This is a genomic window from Arthrobacter sp. MYb227 (assembly GCF_002975435.1).
Taxonomy (GTDB): domain Bacteria; phylum Actinomycetota; class Actinomycetes; order Actinomycetales; family Micrococcaceae; genus Paeniglutamicibacter.
Map to the genome: position 1 here is coordinate 1 of NZ_PCPT01000014.1, position 19,141 is coordinate 19,141.

Annotated in this window: 19 protein-coding genes, 2 tRNA genes and 1 pseudogene; 13 read left to right on the top strand and 9 right to left on the bottom strand. The window is 56.5% G+C overall.

Annotated features, from left to right (window positions below):
* A pseudogene (locus CQ018_RS17680) lies at window positions 1-884 on the bottom strand (pyruvate dehydrogenase (acetyl-transferring), homodimeric type); the annotation flags it as partial.
* Window positions 885-1,226: 342 nt separating this feature from the next.
* Between CQ018_RS17680 and CQ018_RS17685 the strand changes: the two are divergent.
* The 3 genes from CQ018_RS17685 (at window position 1,227) to CQ018_RS17695 (ending at window position 2,340) form a co-directional block, all read left to right on the top strand.
* Window positions 1,227-1,643: a DUF3052 domain-containing protein gene (locus CQ018_RS17685; protein ID WP_374954217.1), complete on the top strand. Its 417-nt coding sequence runs from the start codon at window positions 1,227-1,229 to the stop codon at window positions 1,641-1,643.
* A gap of 5 nt (window positions 1,644-1,648) precedes the next feature.
* Window positions 1,649-2,140, top strand: a complete 492-nt coding sequence (locus CQ018_RS17690; RefSeq protein WP_258142704.1) for a redoxin domain-containing protein — start codon at window positions 1,649-1,651, stop codon at window positions 2,138-2,140.
* A gap of 124 nt (window positions 2,141-2,264) precedes the next feature.
* Window positions 2,265-2,340: transfer RNA gene (locus tag CQ018_RS17695), tRNA-Val, on the top strand.
* A 419-nt stretch (window positions 2,341-2,759) separates the two neighbouring features.
* On the opposite strand, the gene CQ018_RS17700 is transcribed toward CQ018_RS17695, so the two are convergent.
* A complete protein-coding gene (locus CQ018_RS17700) occupies window positions 2,760-2,939 on the bottom strand; it encodes a hypothetical protein (protein WP_105551337.1) in 180 nt (59 codons plus the stop codon).
* 221 nt (window positions 2,940-3,160) lie between these two features.
* Between CQ018_RS17700 and argE the strand changes: the two genes are divergently transcribed.
* The 3 genes from argE to CQ018_RS17720 all read left to right on the top strand — a co-directional run bounded on the left by argE (window position 3,161) and on the right by CQ018_RS17720 (window position 6,804).
* Window positions 3,161-4,333 carry an acetylornithine deacetylase gene (gene argE / locus CQ018_RS17705; RefSeq protein WP_105551338.1) on the top strand — a complete coding sequence of 391 codons (1,173 nt, stop codon included), beginning with the start codon at window positions 3,161-3,163 and terminating at the stop codon, window positions 4,331-4,333.
* Between the two features lie 33 nt (window positions 4,334-4,366).
* Window positions 4,367-5,641: an MFS transporter gene (locus CQ018_RS17710; RefSeq protein WP_258142707.1), complete on the top strand. Its 1,275-nt coding sequence runs from the start codon at window positions 4,367-4,369 to the stop codon at window positions 5,639-5,641.
* A 1,087-nt stretch (window positions 5,642-6,728) separates the two neighbouring features.
* Window positions 6,729-6,804 (top strand) — tRNA-Val (locus CQ018_RS17720).
* 102 nt (window positions 6,805-6,906) lie between these two features.
* On the opposite strand, the gene CQ018_RS17725 is transcribed toward CQ018_RS17720, so the two are convergent.
* The 3 genes from CQ018_RS17725 to CQ018_RS17735 form a co-directional block, all read right to left on the bottom strand.
* A complete protein-coding gene (locus CQ018_RS17725) occupies window positions 6,907-7,578 on the bottom strand; it encodes a hypothetical protein (protein ID WP_105551341.1) in 672 nt (223 codons plus the stop codon).
* Window positions 7,579-7,667: 89 nt separating this feature from the next.
* Complete coding sequence (locus CQ018_RS17730; RefSeq protein WP_181149989.1) at window positions 7,668-8,270, bottom strand: GNAT family N-acetyltransferase; 603 nt, start codon at window positions 8,268-8,270, stop codon at window positions 7,668-7,670.
* Window positions 8,271-8,512: 242 nt separating this feature from the next.
* The gene (locus CQ018_RS17735) at window positions 8,513-8,698 is read right to left on the bottom strand and encodes a CsbD family protein (protein ID WP_105551343.1); all 186 of its coding nucleotides are present in this window, start codon (window positions 8,696-8,698) and stop codon (window positions 8,513-8,515) included.
* 243 nt (window positions 8,699-8,941) lie between these two features.
* On the opposite strand from CQ018_RS17735, the gene CQ018_RS17740 reads away from it, so the two are divergent.
* From CQ018_RS17740 to CQ018_RS17755, 4 genes are all read left to right on the top strand, one after another.
* Entirely contained in the window at window positions 8,942-9,508 is a 567-nt protein-coding gene (locus CQ018_RS17740) for a gluconokinase (RefSeq protein ID WP_308729249.1), read from the top strand.
* Window positions 9,509-9,561: 53 nt separating this feature from the next.
* A complete protein-coding gene (locus CQ018_RS17745; RefSeq protein ID WP_105551345.1) occupies window positions 9,562-10,971 on the top strand; it encodes a GntP family permease in 1,410 nt (469 codons plus the stop codon).
* A gap of 92 nt (window positions 10,972-11,063) precedes the next feature.
* A complete protein-coding gene (locus CQ018_RS17750) occupies window positions 11,064-11,837 on the top strand; it encodes an SDR family oxidoreductase (protein ID WP_105551346.1) in 774 nt (257 codons plus the stop codon).
* Window positions 11,827-12,864, top strand: coding sequence for an L-idonate 5-dehydrogenase (locus CQ018_RS17755; RefSeq protein ID WP_105551347.1), 1,038 nt, complete (start codon window positions 11,827-11,829; stop codon window positions 12,862-12,864). Before CQ018_RS17750 ends, CQ018_RS17755 begins: the two co-directional genes overlap by 11 nt.
* A gap of 174 nt (window positions 12,865-13,038) precedes the next feature.
* Here CQ018_RS17755 and CQ018_RS17760 read toward each other — a convergent pair whose 3' ends face one another.
* The 4 genes from CQ018_RS17760 to CQ018_RS17775 form a co-directional block, all read right to left on the bottom strand.
* The gene (locus CQ018_RS17760; protein WP_105551348.1) at window positions 13,039-13,851 is read right to left on the bottom strand and encodes a ferritin-like domain-containing protein; all 813 of its coding nucleotides are present in this window, start codon (window positions 13,849-13,851) and stop codon (window positions 13,039-13,041) included.
* Between the two features lie 45 nt (window positions 13,852-13,896).
* A complete protein-coding gene (locus tag CQ018_RS17765; RefSeq protein ID WP_105551349.1) occupies window positions 13,897-14,154 on the bottom strand; it encodes a helix-turn-helix transcriptional regulator in 258 nt (85 codons plus the stop codon).
* Window positions 14,154-14,633 carry a DUF2975 domain-containing protein gene (locus tag CQ018_RS17770; RefSeq protein WP_105551350.1) on the bottom strand — a complete coding sequence of 160 codons (480 nt, stop codon included), beginning with the start codon at window positions 14,631-14,633 and terminating at the stop codon, window positions 14,154-14,156. The genes CQ018_RS17765 and CQ018_RS17770 overlap by 1 nt, the downstream gene beginning before the upstream one ends.
* A gap of 87 nt (window positions 14,634-14,720) precedes the next feature.
* Complete coding sequence (locus tag CQ018_RS17775) at window positions 14,721-15,446, bottom strand: FadR/GntR family transcriptional regulator (protein ID WP_105551351.1); 726 nt, start codon at window positions 15,444-15,446, stop codon at window positions 14,721-14,723.
* A gap of 211 nt (window positions 15,447-15,657) precedes the next feature.
* On the opposite strand from CQ018_RS17775, the gene gndA reads away from it, so the two are divergent.
* The 3 genes from gndA (at window position 15,658) to CQ018_RS17790 (ending at window position 18,987) form a co-directional block, all read left to right on the top strand.
* On the top strand, window positions 15,658-17,097 hold the full coding sequence (gndA, locus tag CQ018_RS17780; protein WP_105551352.1) for an NADP-dependent phosphogluconate dehydrogenase: 1,440 nt from the start codon (window positions 15,658-15,660) through the stop codon (window positions 17,095-17,097).
* 208 nt (window positions 17,098-17,305) lie between these two features.
* Window positions 17,306-17,581, top strand: a complete 276-nt coding sequence (locus CQ018_RS17785; RefSeq protein ID WP_105551353.1) for a helix-turn-helix domain-containing protein — start codon at window positions 17,306-17,308, stop codon at window positions 17,579-17,581.
* Window positions 17,582-17,625: 44 nt separating this feature from the next.
* Window positions 17,626-18,987, top strand: a complete 1,362-nt coding sequence (locus tag CQ018_RS17790; protein ID WP_181149991.1) for a type II toxin-antitoxin system HipA family toxin — start codon at window positions 17,626-17,628, stop codon at window positions 18,985-18,987.
* The last annotated feature ends 154 nt before the right edge of the window (window positions 18,988-19,141 follow it).

The window sequence follows — 19,141 nt, forward strand, 5'->3', positions numbered from 1 at the left end:
TCAAGTTCCTGCATGATCTTGCCGTTACCGCGCACCGGGCCATCGAGGCGCTGCAGGTTGCAGTTGACCACGAAGGTGAGGTTATCGAGCTTTTCGTTGGCGGCAAGCTGGAGCAGGCCACGTGATTCTGGCTCGTCCATTTCGCCATCGCCCAGGAAGGCCCAGACGTGCTGGTCACTGGTGTCCTTGATGCCACGGTTCTGCAGGTAGCGGTTTGACTGCGCCTGGTAGATCGCGTTCATCGGGCCAATGCCCATGGAGACGGTGGGGAATTCCCAGAAGTCCGGAAGTGAGCGCGGGTGCGGGTAAGACGGCAGTGCGTGGCCCTGACGGGACTTTTCCTGACGGAAGCCGTCCATGTCTTCTTCGCTCAAGCGGCCTTCGAGGAAGGCGCGAGCATACATACCGGGCGAGGCGTGGCCCTGGAAGAAGACCTGGTCTCCGCCGCCTTCATGGTTTTTACCACGGAAGAAGTGGTTGAAGCCCACTTCGTACAGGGTTGCAGCACCGGCGTAGGTGGAAATGTGTCCGCCTACCCCAACTCCCGGGCGCTGGCCACGGTGCACCATGACCGCTGCGTTCCAGCGCATGAAGGCGCGGTAGCGGCGTTCAATCGCTTCATCGCCCGGGAACTCTGGTTCCTGGTCGACGGGGATGGTGTTCACGTAGTCGGTAGTGGTGACCATGGGAACGCCCACGGACTTTGCGCCTGCGCGCTGCAAGAGCGAACGGACGATGTACTGGGCACGTTCGGTGCCCTGTGTCTCCACAAGATCGTCGAAGGATTCAATCCACTCGGCGGTCTCTTCCGGATCCCGGTCTGGCAACTGGCTGGTCAAGCCGCTACGGATGTGAGAAATATGTTCCTCTACAGCCACGTCCATCTTCTCCTCGTTATGGGGGTACAGCGGGGGCTGTGCGTCGCACTGAAGTCGTATCTATGCAACACACAGTGGCGTTTTTAGCACCAAAGTGTGGCCCGTTACCCAAGGGTGGTTGGTCGCGGACCGTCACTTCCACTCTAATGCGCCGGAGGCCCCGATATATACTCACGGTGTTCTGTAACACGTTGATCTGGGTCTTAAACGGGCTTAGGCGCCTTCCGAAGAGCAAAAAACACATCGAAGTCGTCACTATTTCGGCGTGTTGGGGGCTCTGCGCTTGATGGGAGCGCAAAAAGGGTGTTTGGTTGTATCCAGACGCTTGACACCAGCAGGAGGAGTGACGTGAGCGACGCCGTACCGGCAAAGCACGAAGCCGCACAGAAAATGGGCTTCAAGGACGGGGACCTGATTCAGGAACTCGGATACGACGACGATGTGGACTTTGATCTGCGCGATTCCCTCGAGGACGCAGTGGGATCGGAGCTACTTACCGAAGAAGACCACGAGATCGTGGACGGAATCGTCTACTGGTGGCGTGACGATGATGGGGATCTAGTAGATGCCCTCGTTGATTCACTTATCAGCCTGGACGACAAGGGCGTTGTGTGGCTGTTGACCCCTAAATCGGGGCGCGACGGTTATGTATCACCGGCCTCGATTCAGGCAGATGCACCAACGGCAGGTCTTCACGTAACAAACACCGAAGGTGTTTCTGAAGACTGGTCGGCAACACGACTTGTGGCACGCCGCAAGAACTAGCGGCATTGAATACCGAACAATTGGTTACCGGAAGTTCGCTTCCGGCGCCCGCGGCAGGGCAGCATGCTCCGGCATTTGCCCTGTCCAATCAGTACGGAGAGCTCATTGAGTCTTCCGCTATGGGCGAAGATGCCTTTTTCTTAGTCTTTTACCCCTTCGCATTTTCTGCGGTCTGCGGGTCGGAGCTTGAAGAGCTTCAAAAAATTCATAGTGAATTCACCGCTCAGGGTGTACGCATCTTGGGAATCTCGGTTGATCACAAGTTTGCTTTGCGAACTTATGCGGAGCAGATCCATTGCGGATTTGATCTGCTGGCCGATTTTTGGCCACACGGAGCCGTAGCAAAACGCTACGGAGCCTTCAATCTTGAGTCTGGCGCGGCAACGCGCAATACATTCCTCATTCAGGGCGAACGTATTATCGACTCCTTTAGCTCACCCATCCATCAGGCGCGTGCCATCACGCGCTATAGACAGGCCCTTGAACTACTCAAATAGATAAGTTGTCGAAGATCACATTGCGTCGATTCGACAACTAGGGTGGTTCATAGGCTAAGTTAGATACTTGTCACGAACACTTCGAACGGAAGTTATTTTCGAACGAACCAGTAGTGTCGAGTGAGGGCCTTTAGCTCAGCTGGTAGAGCGTCACGTTTACACCGTGAATGTCATCGGTTCGATCCCGGTAGGGCCCACCACAAGAAAAGCCTCGCATCATCAAGACTTAGGTCAAGAAGGTGCGGGGTTTTTTGCGTTAGTTGCCGAAGCCCCGAATTGAGGACGGGACTGATCCGGAATAAAACATGTTTCCTCTGTTCTAGGCCTGGGCCCTCATCATCGAAGGGACCCGCATGTAATGTCTGCTGAACGCAGCGTTCTTCCGCGAATGACTGTAGCCGAACATGGTCGGCGAATCGGGGCATTCTTCGCTCCGGCCCGGGCTAGACCCACGGCAAACATATCTTGCCTGATCCGCTGCGGGACCATCAGGATCACGGTCTAATGCCCCACAGACTTATCCCTTGCGACGGTAAAAGCATCAATATCCGCGGTCCGCCACTAACCTTCGAGCGGCGGAACTACGTAGTCGCGCCCCCAGCTCACGCTTGCTGGCGATCTAACTCTCGTAGGCCTCGGGATAAGGAATGGCAATGGCCGCAGGGTAAGCGTCCGAGCTGTTGGGATCCTGATGTCCATTGATCATCAGGTACTTCATCGTTGGGACCTCTGTGATCTCGAATGTACCGTGGGGAGCACGACAACCGCTGAGCGTCTTCTTGAAGTCAATCTTGTCCATGGGGGCTGAGTGCCTTGAAACTCGTCTGGAGAGCCGCGACCCCTCTCGCTTGGTGCGCATAGGCAAAATATGACGATACTGCGCGTGACTCACGAAGTGGCAGTGACGCCACGAGTCAGGAACCAGAGACATGTCGGGCCCGTAATGAGAGACTCTTTACTAGCCGCCCGCGGAATCTGCGGGCACCTGAGGAATGTCTCGATGAATACCAGGAGCACAACATGTCACTGACCCCCAGCGAAGCAACGCTTGAAGAAATCACCACGCTCATCAATTTCGACACCACCAGCCGCGACAGTAACCTGCCGCTGATCGATTACGTGGTGCAACGGCTCAATGCCTTGGGTATCGAATCCAAGCTGATCCACGATGCAACCGGCCAGAAGGCCAACCTGCTGGCCACCATCCCCGCGGCAGATGGCACGCGTACCGGCGGCATTGTGCTCTCCGGGCATACGGATGTGGTTCCGGTTGACGGACAGGACTGGAGCTCGGATCCGTTCACCCCGGAGGTTCGCGACGGCAAGCTCTATGCCCGCGGCACCTGTGATATGAAATCCTTCGTGGGCGTGGTGCTGGCCAAACTCGATTCGATGATTGCAGCCAAACTCACCGAACCCATCCACCTGGCCTTCTCCTACGACGAGGAGGTCGGCTGCATTGGCGCGATAGACCTCGTCGCCGCAATCACCGCCGATGGTCTGAAGCCACGCGGGGCCATCGTGGGGGAACCAACCTCCATGCGCGTGGTGCGCGGACACAAATCTGTCAACGTTATCAAGGTAGATTTCCACGGCATTGCCGCACATTCCTCGCTGACTACCCAGGGAGTGAATGCGATTGCCGCGGCAGCCGATTTCGCGGCGTTCGTCGATGCCCGGGCCAAGGAATTCGCCAGCACCGGTGCCTTGGATGAGGCGTTCATCGTTCCCTACACCACCACCACGGTGAACCAGATTGCCGGTGGCATAGCGGTAAACACCATCCCGGCACTGTGCACCCTGCACTTTGAATTCCGTTCCATCGGTGCCGATGACCCGGTAGTGCTCATCGAAAACTTCCGTGCCGAAGCAGTTCGTATCGAGGCACTCATGAAGGAGCAGAACCCCGAAGCCCGCGTTGACTTCGCCGTACTGGCCCAGACCCCCGGGCTCGACACCCCGGCCGATGCTGCGATCGTCTCCCTGGCCGCCGAGCTTGGGGGAACTCCAAGCCCGGATAAGGCAACCTACGGCACCGAGGCCGGCCTGTTCTTCAATGCCGGGATCCCCACGGTTGTCTGCGGCCCCGGCGACATCGCCCAGGCTCACGCGCCTGATGAATTCATCGCACTGGAGCAGATTGCTGCCTGTGAAGCATTCATCGAAAACCTCGTGAGCGCTCTCAGTGCCTAGCCCGCTGAGCAACCCCATTCCAAGGAGGAAATCGTGAGTGCACCAGTAGCCGTAACTCCGCAGCAATTACAAGCAGCCAAGAAGGCGGTGATCAGTAGCTCGATCGGTGCCGCCCTTGAGTGGTTCGACATCATCGTCTATGCAACCTTTGCCACGGTCATTGCCAAGAACTTCTATCCGGAATCGGACCCGGCGTTCGCACTGATCCTCACCTTCGCCACGTTTGCGATTTCCTACCTCATCCGCCCATTGGGCGGCATGGTGTTGGGCAGCTATGCGGACCGCAAGGGACGCAAGAATGCTTTGACACTGACGTTGATGCTGATGATGCTCGGCACGCTGATCATGGCCGTGGCACCCACCTATGCAATGGTCGGCATCTGGGGAGCGGTCATCATCTTGATCTCACGCCTCATCCAGGGCTTCTCCGCGGGTGGCGAATTTGGTACGGCAACCGCATTCCTGATTGAAACCGCACCGCATAAGAAAGCGTTCTATTCTTCCTGGCAGGTGGCAAGTCAGGGCGCCTCAATGCTGCTGGCTTCGGCCTTTGGCTTTGCGCTGACCGAATGGCTGTCCGAAGACGCACTGAATAGCTGGGGCTGGCGCGTACCATTCTTCGTCGGGTTGCTCATTGGCCCCGTCGGACTGTACATTCGCGCCAAACTTTCCGAGACCGATGAGTTCATTCACGGTGAAAAGGAATCCTCCCCGGTCAAGACGCTGATTGTGAACCACTACGGACGCCTGCTTGCTGGTTCTGCGGTCATTGGTGTTGCAACAATCTCCGTCTACATGATTCTCTACATGCCGACATTCGCTGTGACAAACCTGAAGATCCCTGCCACTGCTGCGTTCCTCGGTGGTGTGGTCGCGGGCCTTGTCACACTCGTAGGTGTGCCGTTTGTTGGGCACCTTGCCGACCGCGTGGGACCGGCAAAGGTGATGACCTACGCGGCAATCGGTGCGCTGCTGCTTGCCTGGCCGCTGTTCCAACTCATGGTCACCAAGCCGACGGTGCCAACACTTGTCCTGGTCATCGGCTTGCTGGGTGTGATTATGGCGTTCTACTTCGGACCGCTTCCCGCTTTGCTCTCCTCGCTATTCCCCGCATCAATTCGCGGAACCGGGCTGGCAGTGACCTACAACGTGGGTGTGACATTACTGGGCGGCATTGCACCATTGGTGCTCACCTGGCTACTGAACGTCACAGGTTCGCTGAGTGCCCCGGGACTGTACTACATGGCCATTGCAGTGATCTCACTTGTTGGTCTGTACTTTGTGCGCGTTCGCTATAACCAGCGCTAAACCACGGCTACCCACGAGCGGGTAGATCCTGAGCCAAGCAAAGGCCTCGTATTACTAGCCACGGCGAGTATACGAGGCCTTTGCTGGTAGGGGGTGCGACAAGGGTGTTGATGGTCGCCACAATGCACTTGCTTGGCACGGCAAGGCAACCTGTCACAGTGCTCGGGGACACCGAGCCGTTCGGAATCGCTGGCGCCTCTTGCGGCTTGGGAAAACTCAGGCAAGAAGTCTCTTAGTCATCGGCTAGTGGTTGTGCGTGATCTGCGCACCGGCTATCGGACGAAGGTAGCCTCGAGTCGAAACCCGCAGCCGATAACTCGAGATCTTGGCCGATATCGTCGCTACCACTAACGCTTCGTAGGGAACCCGCGGCGTTAGCTGCGGGCAGTGAGCTTGGGGATTTCGCACTTCGGTAGTTACCCAGCGCAATTCGGGCGATTCTGCTGGAATTCGAAGCGATCTTTAAGACGTTGTATGTAGCCGCCGGGCCCACTGCGGAGCGTGCTGTAATTCCAAGAGGCTGCGAGTCGGCTCTCTTGATGGCACAACTGTTGGCAGATCAGCACACGCCTGTTCCGGGGTATTGCGGTATTTCCCAAGAAGCCCGTGAACGCTCTATCGAACAGTTTCTAAGGTCGAAATGCGGTGTCGAGTTTGAGCTTGTGCGAGGGCATACCGGTAACCTGCGAAATAAAGCAGCGGATTCCATGGTCGACGTGGCGCGGTCTGCGGCTAGATACCATCGTGCAGAAATTGCAGCGGATCTACTGGCCAAGATGACGGACCTAGAAGATGCTCCTTGACAAGGGCCTGGTCGCAGTGTTTCAAGAGGTCTGTGAAGTCAGTTTGGTTCAGTGCGGGGCCGTATTCGGACAATTTCAAAAAGTGCAAGGTAGATCACAGTGCCATGTTCTAGTGCTTGAAACTCGCGAGTTTCGCGGCGCTTGGTGGACTGTTTAGGGCTCATCGAAGTGCTGAATGCCCGACGCGCGGCGACTCGATTTGCCAAGTCAGCCTTGTGTGTACTAAATTATTTACTTGTCGCAACGAACTGATTCGAATCTCTTCGAGAAGTTCAGGCGCAGGAGGGCCTTTAGCTCAGCTGGTAGAGCGTCACGTTTACACCGTGAATGTCATCGGTTCGATCCCGGTAGGGCCCACCAAGGAAAAAGCTTCGTGGCTTAGATCTTAATCTAAGCCACGAAGCTTTTCTGGTTTCCGACTAGCTGTGCGATCAGTGATGTTCGCCACCTGGCGAGTGGGGCTTAGTTGCGGTGGGTCGGTTCCGCTGTTGCGGTTTGGATCAGCTGAGTGACTCGTGCACGCAAACGTGTGTCGGTGGCCAGGCTATCCGTAGCATGGGCGGCTAGGCCCGCGGCAAGCCACGGATAATGCTGGTCATCGGTGCTGCTCAGGGAAAGCATAGAGTTCAACGCGCTCTGTTCGTAGATCATTGAAAATACCGCATACTCAATATCAAGGAGTAGGGGTAATCTTTGTGCAGCGGGCACCGAAGCTTCGGCAGCACGGTGAAGAAATAACTCATACATGGCAAGGGTATGCGGGTCGGTTACTCGGTGCCGGAAAAATGTACCGAGGCAAGCCGCGAGCGGATGGAAGGCCTTGTAATACTCCACTGCAAACTCGATTGCTGCCTGCCGGAATGAACCATTCTTCAAGACATGCAGATCCATGTCGGCGATCAGAACCCCACGTGCAGCATTTACCGCGTCGGGTACGCCAGAGATGTGATGATAAAGCGACTGCGAGCGGACACCGAGTAAGCCCGCGATCTGCGAGACACTGAGCGTTTTTGCCGCACCCTCATGAGGCGCCCCGGTGCGCAGTGCGGCAAGGGTGGCGTGGCCAATCATTGAGAGTGTAATCAGCCCATGATCCCCGCGCGGACGGCCCGCTCGGCGGTTAGTTGATGGCATTTATGATTTCCTCGGCGGTGTTGGGGGGGCTATTTGGTGGCAATTCACCGGGGCGTTATCGATGCTGGAGGATACTGGTTTCGGTGAAGTCAAGGCCGGTGAACCGGTGGACGAAGCATCATCGTCAGTACCGAGCCATCGACAAGGCGTAGCTCGTGCAGCGGTGTAAATCCATGGCGCTCATAGAGTTTTCGGCTACCGTCGCTGGTTGCGGTAAGAGCTGCGTGCTCACCTGCTGCGTCGATAATGCGCAAACGGTGATCGATCATGAGTTTTCCAACTCCGCGGCCGCGTGCTTGGGGAGAGGTTCCGATATCGGCCAAATACCAATGCGGAAATTTTAGCGCATAGGGGGCCACAGCGCGCTCGTAGGAAGCGAGCTCGTTGAGCCCTCGGCGGCCTAGTGCCATATATGCGGCGGGCAGTATGAGCGCGGCTTTGAGTGTGTGTGCTCGATGCAGGGGTGGCTCCCAGAGCGCTACCCCCAGCACTGAATCGTCGGCTGCTGAAACCGCGATATCAACATTTTCGAGTCCTGTTGATCGAAGACTCCAGCGAAAATAGGCGGCGATCTTTTCGTGGCGCTTGTGTCGATTGGGCGGAACCATGCGCATGATGGTTGGCTCTTTGGCGAAGGCGGCTGCAAGAACTTCGGCTGCCTGGCGGATTCGGTTAGCCGGTAAGGGGTACACGCGCAAAATTGCTCCTGGGCAAGTGCTGCGCGGTGATAAGCCACGCATAATCTACAGTCTGTAGATTATGAGTTTAGTGTGAGTAAAATTACTCACGCAACTCATGGGGGTCTCAAATGCGCTTAGGTTACGCCCGTAGTGCGCTTCGCCCCGACCGGGAGTCTGTTGGAACGGCAAGGCGGGCTTGAATTGCGCATGTGGTGCGCAGCTCAAGCCCGCCTGAAGGTAGAGGGTTCTGGGAATTATCCGCCGGTAATGTCCTTCGCCGCGTCCTTGACGTTTTCGCCTACCTGCTTGGCCTTTGCCGCGGCCTGATCCTTGAGGCCTTCGGCCTGCAACTTCTCGTTGCCGCTGATATCGCCAAGCTTTTCCTTGGCTGCTCCGGCAGCTTCTTGAGCCTTGTTGCTGATCTTGTCTCCGAGTCCCATGATGGGTGTTCCCTTCGTTGATCTTGCGTGGATTTCCCACGCTAGGCAGGAAACCTTGGTAAAGGCTGGGTGGAACCTCCGCGAATCATCCTAGGCGCCGGATTGTGTCGGGGTGAGCCCGGGCGAATCGGCTGGATTCAGGCGTTGAGAGGTCCGTCGATTGTTTATGCGAAATTCATGAGACTTCTTCGGTTGACACATTCTTCTATCGGGTCCTAGGCTGTATAAATCAGACTTATAGGTGTGAAGTTCATCTTATGTCTGACAATAGTTTCTAACCACGATGGAGTGATGATGACCAACCCCGCCTACCCACCCATGATTGTTATGGGTGTCTCCGGTTGCGGTAAGTCAACTGTCGGCCAAAAGCTTGCTGCCCGACTCGACTTGGTCTTCATCGACGGCGATGATCTGCACCCCAAGTCCAATAAGGACAAAATGGCCGCGGGACACCCGCTTGACGACAATGATCGTGGCCCGTGGTTAGAAACCATCGGCACGAAACTTGCCCAAAGCGTCGCAAATGGAGTCCCGGCGATCATCGCCTGCTCGGCACTCAAGCACACCTACCGCGACCTTTTGCGATCGCTGGCCCCCAGCACACTCTTCGTGCACCTGACCGGTACCCCGGAACTCATCCAGCATCGTCTCGATGAACGCAGTCACGAATACATGCCCCCAACACTTTTGGCTTCCCAGCTAAGTACCCTCGAAGCTATTACCTCCGACGAATCAGCCATCGAGGTCAACGTGGAGCTCAGCCCGGACGAGATCGTTCAGGCCGTGGCCCGCCAGCTGGAATCTTTGTAAAAAGCTTTGCCGGGCACTCCCGCCCAAGATAATCACCGCATCTCATGAGGACAATGATGACCGACGAGTTAGTTATGAACTGGACGCTGGGCACACCAGCGCTCCTGTCAATCGCAACCGGTGCAATCCTGCTGCTGCTATTGCTGATCATTAAGTGGCGCATCCACGCGTTCGTGGCACTTGTTGTCATTTCGCTGCTGACGGCAGTTGCCACAGGTATCCCGGTTGGCGCGATAGTCCCAACACTCACCGGTGGTTTCGGTGGAACACTTGCCTCGGTGGCTCTGCTCGTTGGTTTGGGCGCAATGCTCGGCCGCATGCTTGAAACAAGCGGTGGTGCAGCGGTACTGACCAACGCGTTGATCAGCAAGTTTGGTGAGAAGCGTGCACCGCTTGCACTCTCCGTGGCTTCGCTGCTCTTCGGCTTCCCAATCTTCTTTGACGCCGGCCTTGTTGTCATGCTGCCGATCATCTTCACTGTCGCACGCCGCTTGGGTGGCTCCTTCCTGGGCTACGCCTTCCCGGCCGCAACCGCATTCTCCGTCATGCACATCTTTGTGCCGCCGCACCCGGGTCCGGTTGCAGCCTCCGGTCTGCTCGAAGCCAACGTCGGCCTGGTCTTGCTCCTGGGCCTCGTAGTTGCCATCCCTACCTGGTACTTCGCCGGTCACCTCTTCGGTAAGTACGTAGGACGCAAGTACAACATCGCCATCCCGGACATCCTTGCCGGCAGCGAAAAGCAGCAACACGATTTCGCCTCCAAGCCTTCGCTTGGCACAGTTATCACCTTGCTGCTGCTCCCACTGATCCTGATCTTCATGAACACCGGGCTTAACGCGCTGGCCACCGCCGGCGTCGTGGACAAGACCGAGACCTGGGTTCAGGTCCTGCGTCTGCTGGGCGAAACCCCCATTGCATTGCTGATCACCGTCTTGCTTGCCATGTACCTGCTGGGCTTCAAGCAGAACAAGGACAAGGCTCTTATTGAGACAGTCACCGATTCTGCGCTGGGCCCGGTCTGCTCGATCATTCTGATCACCGGTGCCGGTGGCATGTTCGGTGCAGTCCTGCGCGCCAGCGGTATTGGTGATGCGGTGGCCTCATCGCTGGATGCCATGGGTCTACCAATCATCGTTGCCGGCTTCATCATTGCCGCAGTGGTCCGCGTGGCACAGGGTTCAGCAACCGTCGCACTGACCACCGCTGCTGCCATCGTGCAGCCGGTTGTCGTTGGCAACGCCGACTTCAACTCGGTCGAGGTCGTGGCAATCGTGCTTGCACTTGCAGCTGGCTCGGTCTTCGCCGGCCACGTCAACGACTCCGGCTTCTGGCTGGTCTCCAAGTTCTTCGGCATGGACGTGAAGACAACACTGAAGGTCTGGACCGTTGGTCAGGCACTGGTTGGTGTCATCGGCTTCGTGATCGCCTTTGCTATCTACCTGGTAGCTGGAGCAGTAGCCTAAATCGGTACGTAGGGGGGTTCGTACTAGGCAGAGATGTCCAGCTATGAACCCCCATACTTATTTCCACTCCCGACTCACATTAAGGAAAGCGCATGGGCAACAACCTTTTTGACCTCACCGGACGCATTGCACTGGTGACCGGATCTTCACGTGGCATTGGCCGCGAACTCGCTGCAGGACTCGCCGATGCCGGAGCCAGCATTGTGCTCCACGGCCGCGATGCCGCGCGACTTGCACAGACCGCAGCAGAATTTTCCGCCAAGTACGGCGCGGAAAAGATCTTCTCCTACGCCTTTGATGTCACCGACGCCGAAGCCGTAGCAAGCAATATCGCCGCCATTGAGGCCGAGGTCGGCCCCATCCGCATCCTGGTAAACAACGCCGGAATCCAGCACAGGGTTCCATTGTTAGATCTCGAGGTTGCCGATTGGCAGCGCGTGCTTGACACCAACCTGACCAGCGCATTTTTGGTGGGCCGCGAGGCAGCCCGCGGAATGCTGGCGCGTGGGGAAGGCAAGATCATCAATATCTGCTCGGTGCAAACCGATCTTGCACGTCCCACCATATCCGCCTACACCGCGGCCAAGGGTGGTTTGCGTAACCTCACCCGTGCGATGACCGCCGAATGGGCCGGCAGTGGCCTGCAGATCAATGGCATTGCCCCCGGGTATATTCACACAGAAATGACCCAGAACCTGGTTGACGATGAAAAGTTCAACTCATGGATCCTGGGCCGCACCCCGGCAGGACGTTGGGGAACCGTAGCAGACCTAGCCGGACCGGCGGTATGGCTGGCCTCTGACGGATCGAACTATGTCAATGGCCAAACCATCTTTATCGACGGAGGAATGACAGTTGTCGTCTAACATCACCGCAACCGCCGTTGTTGCCCACGCGGCAAACGACTTGCGCGTAGAAACCATCGACGTACCGACACCCGCTGCCAATGAGGCACAGATTTCCATCGCTTATGGGGGGATCTGCGGATCTGACCTGCATTACTGGAGCCACGGCGCCGCGGGGGAGTCTATCCTCAAGGCACCGATGATCCTGGGTCATGAGATTGTCGGAACCGTGAGCGTTGCCGCTGCCGATGGGAGAGGTCCGGCCGTGGGTACCCCGGTAGCCATTCACCCGGCGACACCGGGTGGAACCGGTGCGCGTTACCCGGAGGATCGCCCGAATCTTTCACCGGGCTGCACCTACCTTGGCTCCGCGGCACGCTTCCCACACACCGAGGGTGCATTTGCTACAACGGTCAACCTGCCCGTACGCATGTTGCGCGAGCTTCCGGCCAACCTGTCGCTGCGTGATGCGGCGCTGGCCGAACCGGCAGCCGTTGCCTGGCATGCAGTATCGCGCGCCGGGAATGTAGCAGGTAAGCGTGTGATGGTCATCGGTGCCGGTCCCATTGGTGCGTTGGCAGTTGCCGTGCTCAAGCGTGCGGGAGCCGCGTCGATTGTCGCCGTTGACATGTTTGATAAGCCGCTGGAGATTGCTGCTGCCGCCGGTGCCAGCGAAACCCTGAAGGCCACCGATGCCGAGGCCATCGCCGCCGTTGAGGCAGATGTTGTCATCGAGGCAAGCGGCAATTACCGCGGATTGGCTTCGGCTGTACGCGGGGCCGTGCGCGGCGGTCGGGTTGTCATGGTCGGGTTGTTGCCTTCGGGCGAGCAGCCGGCCTTGATTTCCTTGGCCATCACCCGAGAACTTGAACTGGTTGGCTCCTTCCGGTTCAACGATGAAATCGACGAAGTCATCACGGCACTTGCCGATGGCTCACTCGATGTCTCATCCATCGTTACTCACGAGTACGATGTAAACGATGCCTTGGGGGCATTTGAGACGGCCAAGAACTCAGCGGAATCCGGAAAGGTTCTTTTGAAGTTCTAGGACACGTCTCAGGCCGATTATCGGCCACACTCGCAACACCTTAAAACTGTTGCAACGCACTATCGAAGCGTCATCCCGGTCTCCCGTTCGAGCCCCGGGCTGGCGCTTCGATATTTAAGCTGGTTCCGTAACAATCCCTACCGATTGCTATGGCACGCTGATGCAGGTGATCGCCTAGTGCGCCTTGGGAATCGGACCCAAAAATGCGGGCGTTGAGTGATCGAATACCGCCCGCGCCGCGCGCTGAAAACTGAGCATTGCGTGACGCCAATAAGTTGCTGGTCTCAACCCACACGCTCTCAAAGCCGCGCGATGGTCAATCACCACCACAGTACTTGCGCCCACCGCTACAAGGGTTAGCAAGGCGTGTGCCACGTTGCGCGCAAATTTGGGAGTCGTTGAGAACCCTGCTCTGAGCCGGTCGGTTTGAAAACGAATATGATCCTGTTCGTCGGTTGCAACCCGTTCGCCAATGCCGCGCAAAACAGGATCCGGTGCGTTCTGGGCTAGAGCGGTGAAATATCCCATGGATACGCTCTCGGCCACCAGAAAGAGCCCGAGTTCGGTACGCAAACCAAGTGATCGGCGCAGGAACACAAAAACTGAATCCGACCAATGAGCCGCAATTCGCTGCCCACCGAAGCGTTCGAGGCCGCGAGCAAAGAGAGCCGAATGTTTTTGTTCCTCAACAACCAAGAGTTGCAACGCCGCTACATAAATCGGATCACCATGTTTGGCTGCCTTGGACAAGAGCCCTTTTCCATCCCCGCTCTCACCGAGCTCAAATCTTTGTAGTGAATGAATAAATGCTGCAGTTGTTGACCGATCCATTTCAGATGCGGCATCCCAATCGATGCTTTCGTCATGAAGCAGTTGTCGCTGCGGGTTGGTTTCGAAGTGCTTGACCCACGGAAGGAATGTTGTATCGTCGCTCGATGACGGGCGATGATTTGTCTTGGAAGGAGCCGCTGCTACTGGATCATTCATTGCGTATCCAATCTGTAAGGTTGGCAAAATCTAGAGTGTGAAGCGCTAAGAACCGTTTCTAACGGCATGTTGTGGCGCACCGGATGAAGACTGGCCCTCATCGGATTCCCAGCGAAGAATGTCACCGGGCTGGCACTTTAGCACGCTACAAATTGCCTCAAGCGTGCTAAATCGCACGGCCTTGGCGCGACCGTTTTTCAACACGGCAACGTTTGCAGGTGAAATCCCGACGGCGTTGGCAAATTCGGCAACCGACATTTTATTTTTGGCCAACAGAACATCAATATCCACGATGATTGGCATCAGACGACCTCGGCCATCTCGCTCTCGAGCGTTGTTGCATTACGCAGCAACCCGCGCATGACGATGATGAGTAGTACCGTCGCTGCACCGCCAATTCCGGCAGCACACGTTGCTAGGAATATCCCCGGCCCACCAGCTTGAACCACGACAAGCATGTGTAGGCCCGCGAAAACCAGCAGTATGGTGGCTGTCACGATGCTGGCGATGATGGTGTTGACCCAGCCCAGGGCGCGTTCAGAGAAAATTGAGTCTTGTTCCACTCTGGACAGCAGTACCCAGGTGGCAAGCACCGCGAGTTGAACGCAGGCGATGGCACTGATGCTGATGAACGTGTAGGGCGCTGCGAGGAATACTACTTCAGGAAAAGCGATGGCACTCTCCGCAACCAGGGAAGGAATAACAATTACCTGTCCGAGCAACAAAAGCAGGAAGACCAAGGCAAGTAGCACACGTAGGACTGAGATGACTGATCGATTCATGTATCGAGTATCGATATGTATCTATCGAATGTCAATCGATTCATGGGGGCGGAAGCTCAACTCACGGGAAACTCTCAGCAGGGTTCGTTAGATCCGTGGCGTCGGGAACAGGCGCGGCTTATCGGCCCACACACCACAAATTTCCTCATTGGTACGCCGCATGATCTTTTCCATCGCATCGCGTGCATCCTGCGGATCGTGCGCCGAAATAGCATCGGCAACTGCCTGGTGCCAGGCCAACGCCTCCTCATGGGGGCGCTCGGGCATGAGCCCCAGCTCGGTACGTCCACGCAGTGTCTCCCCAATGGGGTTGGCAAGATTCGCGAACATTTCATTGCCCGATGCGGCAAGCACCAGCGCGTGGAAACGAATATCGAGCTCCAAAAACGTTGCAAGATCACCGGACCGACCGGCATGACGCATCTGTGCCGCCAAGTTCAGCAATTCGCCACAAAACTCATCCGGCGCATGTTCCGCGGCAAGTTCGGCGGCCATGGGTTCAACTGCAACGCGAAGCTCGGTCAGCGAACGCAGTTGGGCGCCTAGTCCGCCCGAGGCCAAACGCCAACGAATCACCAGCGGGTCAAAGGGATTCCAATCCTCGGGAGGTAACACGCGGATCCCTACGCGCTTGGTAGAAATCACCAATCCGGCAGATGCAAGCACACGTACAGCCTCACGCACTACTGAACGCGAAACACCCAGTTCGTCCTCGATTGACGAGGCCAAAATGATTTCACCGGGTCGAATGGTTCCATTCACTATCCGGTTTCCTAGGTGTTCTACTGCGCGGTGGTGCAAGCTATTGGGCATGAATCAACCTTATAGGTTATTTCGACCACAAATGCACCGGTCAACACCCTAAAACATGCGGAATTTCGGGGCAACTTAAGCCAACGGAGCGTGTTCTTCTGGCCTGAGCGCGGCATACAAACTAAGCTAGAGGTTAGTCACGAAGCCGTGCCCGGCGTATTTCGTGCCGGTATCTTGCCCGGCTTCGATATTCGCAAACGATGGAGACTTCATGCCTGCACAGATTGGCGTCACCGGCCTAGCCGTCATGGGCGCAAACCTTGCCCGTAACTTCGCCCGCAACGGATACACCGTTGCCCTGCACAACCGCTCGGTGGCCAAGACCGACGCCCTGTTGGCCGCACACGGCGATGAGGGCAACTTCATCCGTACCGAGACCCTTGCAGAACTCGTCGAAAACCTCGAGACCCCGCGCCGCGTGCTGATCATGGTCAAGGCCGGCGGCCCGGTTGACTCGGTCATCGACTCCCTGGTTCCACTGCTCGACGAGGGCGACATCATCATCGATGGCGGTAACTCAAACTTCGTCGACACCCGCCGCCGTGAGGCAGCCCTAGCGACCAAGGGCCTGCACTTTGTGGGCGTCGGAGTTTCCGGCGGCGAAGAGGGCGCTCTGCTGGGCCCATCGATCATGCCAGGTGGCTCCAAGGAATCCTACGATGCCCTGGGCCCGATGCTTGAGAAGATTTCCGCCAAGGCCATCGACGGCGCACCATGCTGTGCCTGGATCTCCACCGACGGTGCCGGCCACTTTGTGAAGATGGTCCACAACGGCATCGAATACGCCGACATGCAGGTCATCGGCGAAGCCTACGATCTGTTGCGCACCGGTGCCGGCCTCGAGCCAGCAGCCCAGGCCGAAATCTTCACCGAATGGAACAAGGGCGAGCTCGCCTCCTTCCTGATCGAAATCGCCGCCGAGGTGCTCGCACACGTCGACGCCAAGACCGGTAAGCCGCTGGTCGATGTCATCGTCGATAGCGCGGGCCAGAAGGGCACCGGTCGCTGGACCGTACAGTCCGCACTTGATCTGGGCTCCCCGACCTCGGCCATCGCCGAATCGGTGTTCGCCCGTGGTCTGTCTTCACAGCGCGATCAGCGCGCCATCGGCCAGGAAGTGCTCATCGGCAACGAGATCGCCGTTGAACTTGGCGAGAACTTCGTCGAAGACGTGCGTCAGGCACTCTTCGCCTCCAAGCTGGTTTCCTACGCCCAGGGCCTTGACATGCTCACGTCCGCTGGCAAGGAATACAACTGGGACCTGAAACTCGACGAGATCGCATCGCTGTGGCGCGAAGGTTGCATCATCCGCGCAGCACTGCTGGCTGACATCACCAAGGCCTACGCCGCGGACGAGAAGCCTGCAAACCTGCTCTTCGCACCTGCCTTCGCTTCGGCTATTGCCGAGGCAGTTCCGGCCTGGCGACGCGTTGTAGCAACCGCCGTTCAGCTGGGCGTGCCGGTTCCGGTGTTCTCCTCATCGCTTGCCTACTATGATGGCCTGCGCCGCAAGCGCCTGCCGGCAGCGTTGACCCAGGGCCTGCGCGACCTCTTCGGTGCGCACACCTACAACCGCGTTGACATGGAAGGCTCGTTCCACACCCAGTGGAGCGGGGATAAGACCGAAATTGAAGCAGAAGACACCCACTAGTCTTTACTTCTTTTGTTTGAGGGCGGCGTTTTGGTTCACACCACAAAACGTCGCCCTTTGGCATTTTGATCGACAGGCTCGAAGCACAAATATTAAAACAGCGTGGTTTCTGAGGCTTATCACAGCTGAATGGTAGATATTGTTAATGTAGCTAGAGTATGACACTAACGATGATAAAGTGTAGGTATAGCTACATTAGGAGGTTGAAGTGAGTGAACTGGAGCGCATCGGTGTCCAGCTTCGAGACTGGCGCATCATTCTTGGGTTATCTCAAGAGCTAGTTGCAGAACGAGCTAATATCTCCCGAAGTACACTCATCAAGCTGGAGCAAGGTTCAGGCGGGAAGCTCGAAACCTTTCTAAATGTCGTAAAAGTTCTTGGCATAAGCGAGCGGCTTGAAGTTGCAGTCGATCCACTTGAGACTGATCTGGGCAGAGCGCGTGCATACATGCTAAACCGTCAACGAGCGCCACGGAGTAAATGATGGCCGGACGTAGTCGTAGAAGTATTCGCCGAGTTGAAGTGCTCATGAATAATTCCGAAGTCGGGTTTATGAACATTGAATCTGAACGGCATTCACCCATCGAGCACATAACTTTTACCTATCTCGACTCATGGCTCGCAAACGATACCTCCTTTGAGATTTCACCAGAGTTACCTTTGATGCGTGGAGAGCAACGGCCAACAATGGGTCGTGAAATATTCGGGTCATTTGCTGACGCTGCACCGGATGCGTGGGGACAGCGGCTACTTCATGAGAAGGCGCGCCTACGCGCGAGGGAAACCGGAACTCCGATCCCGAATAATACAGAAGTATCACGGCTTCTTATGGTTAATGATCAAACACGCCAAGGTGCATTGAGGTTTCGTGAAAATGGCGAGTTTCTATCCTCGTGGGGTGAATCTGCTGATCTTCGCGATGTCGCTGAACTAGCAATTGAAGCGCAGGCGTATGAAGACACCGGTGTCATTGATGAAAAGAGCAGACTGCTTATCGGAGCTGGTTCGTCGCCTGGTGGTGCTCAACCCAAGGCATGGATTCGTGATGAAGACGGAACAATGCTTTTGGCAAAGTTCCCGAAAACCTCTGATCGGGGCAACCTACAACTCTGGGAGATGGTCGCTATCCAGTTGCAACAGCGTGCCGGAATTCAGGTTCAGCCTTCTAAGTTGATGCGGTTAAATGCGTATAGCCAAATATTTCTGACAAAGAGGTTCGACCGCGTCGGAGAGAGCCGGATTCCGTACATCAGTGCAAGGACTGCTCTTCAAATAAATACGTATGATCATCCGAACTACGTCAAATTAACCCGTGAAATTGCTAGAATTTCCGCTGCACCGAACCTTGATGCGAATGAGATGTTCTCTCGTGCAGCGTTCGGTGCCATGGTTAATAATATCGACGACCATATGCGAAATCACGGCTTGCTACGGCACTCCCGAGGTTGGCGCCTATCACCTTCGTTTGATGTCAATCCAATGAGGTCTGGCGTATCGGAAACCCCTCTAGTACCGGGCGGTGACGTTTATGACCGCAACGTGCTGGAGCTTTTGGATCACCTAGACTCATTTCGGCTCACCCGACGCGAAGCCGTACAGCGTCTACGAATCATCAATGAAGCTATTTCACATTGGGCAGTGGAAGCACTGAAATTTGGAGCAGAGGTAGATGAACCCGATTCGATGAAAAGGGCGTTTGAAGGACGCAACATAGACCGGGTTACGGACTTGAGAGATGAAGAGCCGCCTAGAGTCATTGATTTGGCAAAATCTGACAGAACTCCACCAGACAATTCGCTGGCGATGGAAGAGCGCAAATGGATTGATCCACATTTTCGGGGTGAAAAACGAATCCCGGGGCATTTTCGATCAAAACCTGACCAGAGCTGAGAGTTCTTAGTCTGTTTTATGCATTTGCGGTTAGCCTGCAATAGTTCTGGCTCCTCATGTTCATTGACCTTGCCCCGAACGCGGCATAAATTCGAATCAGGTGTAGGGTGCCATGCTCACCAGTTCCCGTTCCTTGCTTGCGCGGCCCACACTC